The organism is Lysobacter sp. ESA13C (genome assembly GCF_019970005.1).
GTDB classification, from domain to species: domain Bacteria; phylum Pseudomonadota; class Gammaproteobacteria; order Xanthomonadales; family Xanthomonadaceae; genus Lysobacter; species Lysobacter antibioticus_B.
On sequence record NZ_JAHXYK010000031.1, the window covers coordinates 1 to 1,566 of the forward strand.

1 protein-coding gene is annotated in these 1,566 nt (G+C 68.3%); it reads left to right on the forward strand.

What is annotated here, in order from left to right:
- On the forward strand, positions 1-1,566 hold a 1,566-nt coding region (locus tag LC490_RS24195), incomplete at both ends, for an AMP-binding protein (RefSeq protein WP_223621893.1).

Consider the following 1,566-nt stretch of genomic DNA (forward strand, 5'->3'; position numbering starts at 1 on the left):
AGCAGATGGTCGGTTTGTTCATCAACACTTTGCCACTGCGCTTGCAATGGCGGCCGGACGAATCGGTGCGCGACCTGCTACTGCGTCTGCAGACCGAGCAATCGGCGCTGCTCGATCACCAGCACCTTGGCCTGACTGAGATCCAGCGCCTGGCCGGTCACGGCGAACTGTTCGACACCCTGGTGGTGTTCGAGAACTTCCCGGTCGGCGACGGCGACGAGGCCGCGCCCGATGCGCTGCGCATCGCCCTGCACAGCCACCACGGCGGCGACACCTCGCACTACCCGGTCGGCCTGGCGCTGATTCCCGGCCACCCGTATCAACTCAAGCTGAGCTACCGGCCGGATCTGTTCACGCGTGACGAGGTGCGGCGCCTGGGCGGCCGTTATCAGCGTCTGCTGGAGGCCTTCGTCGCCGATGCCGGGCAACCGGTCGGCCGCATCGAACTGCTCGATGCCGCCGAAACCGCGCAGGTGCTGCGCGACTGGAATGCGACCGAACACGCGGTGCCAGCACAAACCCTGGCCGAGTTGTTGAGCGCGCAAGCGGCGCGCACACCCGATGCGGTCGCCGTCGTGTTCGAAGGGCAGACGCTGAGCTACGCCGAACTCGACGCGCGCGCCAACCGCCTCGCCCATCGCCTGATCGCCGACGGCATCGGCCCGGAGGATCTGGTCGGCGTGGCCTTGCCGCGTTCGTTGGAACTGGTCGTGGCCCTGTGCGCGGTGCTCAGGAGCGGCGCGGCCTACCTTCCGCTCGACACCGATTACCCGAGCGACCGCCTCGCCCACATGATCGCCGACGCGGCACCGGTGCGGATCCTGACGCGCAGCGATGTGGTTGAACGCCTGCTTGCGCATGAGGGCTTGTGGCTGCTCGACGATGCAGGGCTCATTGCAGAATTGGCCGGTTATGCGGATACACCACCCACCGACGCCGATCGCACGCGTCCGCTGCAGCTCGATCACCCGGCCTACGTGATCTACACCTCCGGCTCGACCGGCACGCCGAAAGGCGCGGTGATTCCGCACCGCGGCATCGTCAACCGCCTGGCCTGGATGCAGGGCGAGTACGGCCTGCAGGCCGACGACGCGGTGCTGCAGAAGACCCCGACCAGCTTCGACGTGTCGGTGTGGGAGCTGTTCTGGCCGCTGCTGCACGGCGCCCGCCTGGTGGTCGCGCGCCCCGACGGCCATCGCGACCCGGCCTATCTGGCGTCGCTGATCCAGCGCGAACAGGTCACCACCGTGCACTTCGTCGCCTCGATGCTCGAAATGTTCGTGCAGGAGCCCGGCGCGGCCGCCTGCACCAGCCTGCACCGCATCGTCTGCGGCGGCGAAGCGCTGTCGGCCGATCTGCATCGCCGCGTCGCCGCCCACATCGGTCGGCCGCTGCACCATTCCTACGGCCCGACCGAGGTCTCGATCGGCGTCACCGCTTGGCCCTGCCGCGAGATCGAAGACGGGCCGATTCCGATCGGCGGGCCGATCTGGAACACGCGCTTGTACGTGCTCGACAACGCGCTGCGGCCGGTGCCGGCCGGGGTCACCGGCGAGCTGTATATCG